This window comes from Streptomyces sp. ICN903, from assembly GCF_022015835.1.
Lineage (GTDB): Bacteria > Actinomycetota > Actinomycetes > Streptomycetales > Streptomycetaceae > Streptomyces > Streptomyces fenghuangensis.
Genome location: NZ_JAKMAY010000343.1, coordinates 1 through 5,656, shown reverse-complemented (window position 1 = coordinate 5,656; position 5,656 = coordinate 1). Strand labels below are relative to the sequence as shown.

6 protein-coding genes are annotated in these 5,656 nt (G+C 74.7%); 3 read left to right on the top strand and 3 right to left on the bottom strand.

The window, feature by feature from the left end; genetic code table 11:
* On the top strand, positions 1-1,228 hold a 1,228-nt coding region (locus tag L7D48_RS25080), incomplete at its 5' end, for a peptidoglycan binding domain-containing protein (RefSeq protein WP_237882774.1).
* A gap of 67 nt (positions 1,229-1,295) precedes the next feature.
* Here the strand turns inward: L7D48_RS25080 and L7D48_RS25075 are convergent.
* Positions 1,296-2,165, bottom strand: a complete 870-nt coding sequence (locus L7D48_RS25075; protein ID WP_237882772.1) for a transglutaminase-like domain-containing protein — start codon at positions 2,163-2,165, stop codon at positions 1,296-1,298.
* A 19-nt stretch (positions 2,166-2,184) separates the two neighbouring features.
* Positions 2,185-3,192, bottom strand: coding sequence for a GNAT family N-acetyltransferase (locus L7D48_RS25070; RefSeq protein WP_237882776.1), 1,008 nt, complete (start codon positions 3,190-3,192; stop codon positions 2,185-2,187).
* A gap of 144 nt (positions 3,193-3,336) precedes the next feature.
* Here L7D48_RS25070 and fdxA point away from each other — a divergent pair, with 144 nt between their 5' ends.
* On the top strand, positions 3,337-3,663 hold the full coding sequence (gene fdxA, locus L7D48_RS25065) for a ferredoxin (RefSeq protein WP_093661226.1): 327 nt from the start codon (positions 3,337-3,339) through the stop codon (positions 3,661-3,663).
* Positions 3,664-3,753: 90 nt separating this feature from the next.
* Positions 3,754-4,854, top strand: a complete 1,101-nt coding sequence (dapC, locus tag L7D48_RS25060; protein ID WP_237882770.1) for a succinyldiaminopimelate transaminase — start codon at positions 3,754-3,756, stop codon at positions 4,852-4,854.
* Positions 4,855-4,957: 103 nt separating this feature from the next.
* Here dapC and L7D48_RS25055 read toward each other — a convergent pair whose 3' ends face one another.
* Positions 4,958-5,470 (bottom strand): ATP-binding protein, encoded by a 513-nt coding sequence (locus L7D48_RS25055; protein WP_237882768.1) that lies wholly within the window; start codon positions 5,468-5,470, stop codon positions 4,958-4,960.
* Positions 5,471-5,656 lie beyond the last annotated feature (186 nt).

Below are 5,656 nucleotides of genomic sequence, written 5' to 3'. Positions count from 1 at the left end.
GGACCTCGGCGGCCCCGCCGGCGGACCCGGTTTCCCGGCGGATCCGGAGGCGGCCCCCGGCCCCCTCGGGGGTCAGGCCCCCGGTCCCTTCGAGGGTCAGGACCCCTTCGAGAGTCAGGACCCCTTCGAGGGTCAGGCCCCCGGCCCCTCCCAAGGCAGGGTCTCCGGCGACACCCTCGTCAGCGGCATTCCGCGGGTGCCCGCGGCCGACGACGACGGCCGGCCCGTCCCCTCGGCGGACGACCGGGCCGCCCGGACGCCAGCGCCCGCCCCCGCCAAGCGGGGCCGCTCCAAGCTGGTCCTGCTCGGCGTCGCCACCTTCGGTGTGCTCGGCATCGCGTACGGCGCCGGCCTGCTGCTGGACCACGCCGACGTCCCCAACGGCACCACCGTGCTCGGTGTGGACATCGGCGGCACGGGCAAGGCCGAGGCGATGAACAAGCTCGACGCCGTTCTCGGCGAGCGGGCCCGCATGCCGCTGGTCCTGGAGGTGGAGGGCGAGCAGAAGACGCTCAAGCCGAGCGTCGCGGGCCTGTCGCTGGACACCGAGAACACCGTGCGGGGCGCCTCGGGCCGGGACTACAACCCCGTCTCCGTGATCGGATCGCTCCTCGGCGGCGCCCGGCAGGCCGAGCCGGTCTTCAAGGTCGACGAGGAGAAGCTCACGGCGGCGCTGAAGGACCTCACCGAGTCCTCCGGCGGCGGGCCGCGGGACGGAATGGTGAAGTTCGCCGGCGGCAAGGCCGTCGGTGTCCCCGGCAAGCCGCACAAGCAGGTCGACGCCGGCAAGGGCGCGGACATGCTGGAGGACGCCTACCGGACGCAGGTCGCCACCGGGAGGAGCGAGGCGGTCGAGCTGCCGGTCGCCCTCGAGCAGCCCTCGGTCGACCAGAAGGAGATCGACCGGGCGATCCGGGAGTTCGGCGAGCCGGCGATGTCCGGACTGGTCACGGTGAGGGCCGGCGACAGGTCGATCCCGTTCAGCCCCACCGGGTCGCTGCCGAAGTTCCTGTCCATGAAGCCGGTGAACGGCAAGCTCGTGGACACCTACGACCTCAAGGTGCTTAAGGAGCTGTACGGCAGCACCTTCGACGGCGTCCTGATCACCCGCGGAAACGGGTCCAGGACGCCGGTCACCCCCCAGGACGTCGCCGGCGCGCTGCGCGAGGCGCTCCGCGAGACGGACCCGGCCAAGCGGGTCGGCGTCATCGAACTCGACCCGCGGTAGCGGGCGGGCCCGCCTCCGGACGTCACCGGAGCCGTGCCGGCCGGGGCGAACCCCGGTCGGCACGGCACTAGTTGAGCCGGGAGCGGGCCGCCCGCGCCTCGCGGCGCACGGTGACCGCGGCGTTGGGCTCCATGGCGGCGACCATGTCGGCGTACTCCTCCAGCTCCCGCGCGCCGCCGGTGAAGTCGCCCCGCTCCACCAGCAGCCGCGCCCGCTCGTAGCGCAGCCGGGCCGGATGGTGCGGCAGCAGCAGGGACAGCTCCACCGCCCACAGCTGGACGTCGGTGTGCTCGGGGCGGGCCGCCGCCCACGCGCGGATGTTGTTCAGCACCCGCAGCACGATCTCCACCGGGCCGGCCGGCTGGAGCATCGCCTCCGACAGCGGCGTTCCCGCCGTGCTCGCCACCAGCAGTTCGACGTCCTGCCCGGTCAGCGGCAGACCGCCCGCGAAGGGGTCGGCGAGGACGTGCTCGCCGCGGGGATCGCCGAAGCCGACCACGAAGTGCCCGGGCAGGGCGACCCCGTACACCGGCGCGCCCGCCCGGCGCGCGACCTCCATCCACACCACCGACAGCAGGATCGGCAGCCCGCGCCGCCGCCTGAGCACCTCGTTCAGCAGCGAGGAGTCCAGCCGGCGGTAGTCGGCGGGCGTGCCGTGGAAGCCGTGGCGCCCGCCGAGCAGTTCGGCCAGCGCGTGCGCCCACTGCGCGGGGGTGCGCGAGGGCGCGTACGGCAGCAGGCCCGTCAGCCGGTCCAGTTCGATCTGGGCGGCGTCGACGAGGCCGTCCACGCCCTTGCCGCCCTCCGCGCGTACGCCGGGGTCGGCCTCGGCGCCGATCAGCAGGCACAGCAGCGCCAGATCGGGCCGCTCGGCCCGCGCGGCCCGTGCGAAGCGTTCCCGCACCGAGTCGGTTCCCGCGGTGTCCGGACTGTCCATCAGGCCCTCCCTGCCCGGCTCAGCCGCGCGGCGCCCGGCGGTAGTGGTAGGAGTGGTGGTCGGCGAAGCCCATCCTGGCGTACATCGCCCGTGCGGCGGTGTTCTCCGGCTCGACCTGGAGGTAGGCGGCCGAGGCCCCCTCCGCCAGCGCGGCGCGGGCCAGCTCGGCCATCACCGCCGTGGCCAGCCCCTCGCGCCGCCGCTCGGGGGCGGTCTCGACGGCGGCGAACCCCGCCCACCGGCCGTCCACCACGCACCGCCCGATGGCCGCGGGCGCGCCCTGCGGACCGTCGCCCGGCACGGTGGCGAACCACACCGACGGGCCGCCGGCCAGCACCTTCAGCGCGTCGTCGGCCGCTGCCCGGGCGCCGCGGCCGTACGCGGACAGCCAGGCCGCCTCCGGCCGCCGCGACAGCCGGACCCGGCCGTCCGGCTCGCGGTCGGCCAGCGGCGCGAGCGCCCCGGTGCAGAAGACCGCGAACCGCTCGGCCGTCCAGCCGCGCCGCTCCAGCTCGGCGGCCAGCAGCTCGTCGCCCCCGGCCGCGCCCGTGGCGATCTGGACCAGCGCGGGCAGCCCGCGCTCGCCGTACCAGCGCACGGCCCCGTCCAGGGCCGCGTCCAGGTCCGTGCCGGGGTCGCCCAGGGGGAGGACGGAGTTGGCGCGGCCGGTGAAACCGCCGGAGGCGCGCAGCAGCCACTCGCCCAGGCGGGCGGTCTCCACCGCGGGCCAGCCGCGCGCCGCCACCTCGGCCAGCTCCCGCACCCCCGCCGCCGGTCCGCGGTGGCGGGCGGGTTCGGCGGGCACGGTCTTCCCCGCCACCAGGGCCGACTCCTCGATCGCCACACTCTGCCCGCCACGCCGTGTGATGGAGAGCACACCGTCCTTCCAGGATGTGAGAACGCCGACCGTGTCGGTGAAGGCGGCACCGGTGTCCGCAGAACCGGTCAGACTGCGCACCGAGACACGTTTCCCCACGTCGTCGGCGCTGATGCGAAGCTCGAGTCGTCCGCCCACGGTGAACTCCACGGTCGTTGTCACCCCTCCTGTTCGTCTCCTGCCCGGGAACGGAGATACTAGAGGCGGGCATCGACGACGCCGCGCTCCCGCGCGCCACGCGGCTCAGCCACAACCGGACCGGCTGCCCGCGCCCTACCGAGGAGGAACGACAGCGTGACCTACGTCATCGCGCAGCCTTGTGTGGACCTGAAGGACAAGGCATGCATCGAGGAGTGCCCCGTCGACTGCATCTACGAGGGCCAGCGGTCCTTGTACATCCACCCGGACGAATGCGTCGACTGCGGGGCCTGTGAGCCGGTCTGCCCGGTCGAGGCGATCTTCTACGAGGACGACGTCCCGGAGGAGTGGAAGGACTACTACAAGGCCAACGTCGAGTTCTTCGACGAGCTGGGCTCGCCCGGCGGCGCCAGCAAGCTCGGCCTGATCGAGCGCGACCACCCCTTCGTCGCCGCGCTCCCGCCGCAGAGCCACGACGAGTGACCCCGCGCCACCCGCAGCACTGACCCCGGTCCCGTACGGCCCCGCCGCCGTGCGGGACCGGGGCTTTTCCAGGAAAGAGAGCGAAGCCAAGTGCCACCCCTGTCCTCCCGCCTGCCGGTCTTCCCGTGGGACCGGCTGGAGCCGTACAAGAAGACCGCGGCCGAACACCCCGACGGCATCGTGGACCTCTCCGTGGGCACCCCCGTCGACCCGGTGCCCGAGGTGGTCCGCCGGGCGCTGGCCGGGGCCGCCGACAGCCCCGGCTACCCGACGGTCTGGGGCACGGCCGGGCTGCGGGACGCGATCGTCGGCTGGAGCGAGCGGCGGCTGGGCGCGCGGGGGCTGGCGCACACCCACGTCCTGCCGGTCGTCGGCTCCAAGGAGCTGGTGGCCTGGCTGCCGATCCAGCTCGGCATCAAGGGCGGGGACAGGGTGGCGTACCCGCGGCTGGCGTACCCGACGTACGAGGTGGGGGCGCGGCTGGCGGGCGCCGAGCCGGTCGTCTACGACGAGTCGCCGCGCGAGCTGGACCCCGAGGGCCTGCGGCTGCTGTGGCTGAACTCCCCCTCCAACCCCACCGGCCGGGTGCTGCCCGGGGAGGAGCTGAAGGCCACCGTGGCCTGGGCGCGCGAGCACGGGGTGCTGGTCTTCAGCGACGAGTGCTACCTGGAGCTGGGCTGGGAGGCCGAACCGGTCTCCGTCCTCCACCCGGACGTGTGCGGCGGCACCCACGAGGGCGTCGTCGCCGTCCACTCGCTGTCCAAGCGCTCCAACCTGGCCGGCTACCGGGCGGCGTTCCTGGTCGGGGACGAGGCGGTCCTGGAGGAGCTGCTGCGGGTGCGCAAGCACGGCGGGATGATGGTGCCCGCCCCGGTGCAGGCCGCCACGGTGGCGGCGCTCGGCGACGACGCGCATGTGGCCGAGCAGCGCGAGCGCTACGCGGCACGGCGCGCGGCGCTGCGCACGGCGCTTGAGGCGAGCGGTTTCCGGATCGAGCACAGCGAGGCGTCGCTGTACCTGTGGGCGACGCGCGACGAGCCCTGCTGGGACACGGTCGGGGAGCTGGCCCGGCGCGGTGTGCTGGTGGCGCCCGGCGACTTCTACGGCCCCGCGGGCGAGCGGTTCGTACGGGTCGCCTTCACGGCCACCGACGAGCGTGTCGGGGAGGCGGTGCGGCGCCTGACCGCGTGAGGTGCGCGGGGAAGCGGGCGGGGCCCGGGGATCGCGCGATCCCCGGGCCCCGCCCGCTTGCGGTGCCTGCGCCCGCCGGCGTCGGGCCGACGCCGGAGCGGTGTCAGAGCAGCGGCAGGTTCTTGCCGACCGGCGGCAGCTTGCCGACCGCCGGCAGACCGTCGGTCAGGGAGTCGGCCTTCACCTGCTTGCCGACGGCGGGCACCTTGCCCTTGGCGGACTTCACGGCCTTGCCCGCCTTGCCCTTGCCGCCGGTGGCGGGCTTGGCGGTCTCGCCGAGGAGGGAGCCGGCGGTCGCCACCGTGTCGTCGGCGGTCCTCTGCACGGCCGGGACGGCGGTCCTGCCCGCGGCTCCGACGGTCCTGCCCGCGGTCGGCACGGTCTTCTTCACGGCCTTGCTGCCGGTGTCGGCCACCTGGGTGCTCGCCTTGCGCGAGGTGTCGTCGATGGTGTCGCCCAGGTTCGCGCCGTCCAGGTTGCTCACTCCGCCCAGGTTCTTGGCGGGCGGCAGGAGTTCGGCGGCGTTCGCGGAACCGGCCGCACCGACTGCGGAGGCGGCACCCGCTGCGACCAGCAGCGCGGTCCGTGCGATCCGGCGCGAGAGGGGGAGGGACATGTTGCTCCTTCGACGGAGAAGAGGCTTGCTGAGGTTTCCCGCGGGCCGTCGGGCCCGGAGGGCGTCGTTGCGCATCCGGCCGGGGCGGCGCCCCCCGGACGCCGTGCCTATCGGACCGGGAGGCCCGGAGGTTGCGGCCGTCCGGGTAAAGGATTGGCAATGCGCCGACGGCCCCGGTGGCGGGGG

Coding starts and splice junctions, on each gene's coding strand:
- L7D48_RS25075 (WP_237882772.1), bottom strand. CDS start 2,165: ATGGACAGTCCGGACACCGCGGGAACCGACTCGGTGCGGGAACGCTTC.
- L7D48_RS25055 (WP_237882768.1), bottom strand. CDS start 5,470: ATGTCCCTCCCCCTCTCGCGCCGGATCGCACGGACCGCGCTGCTGGTC.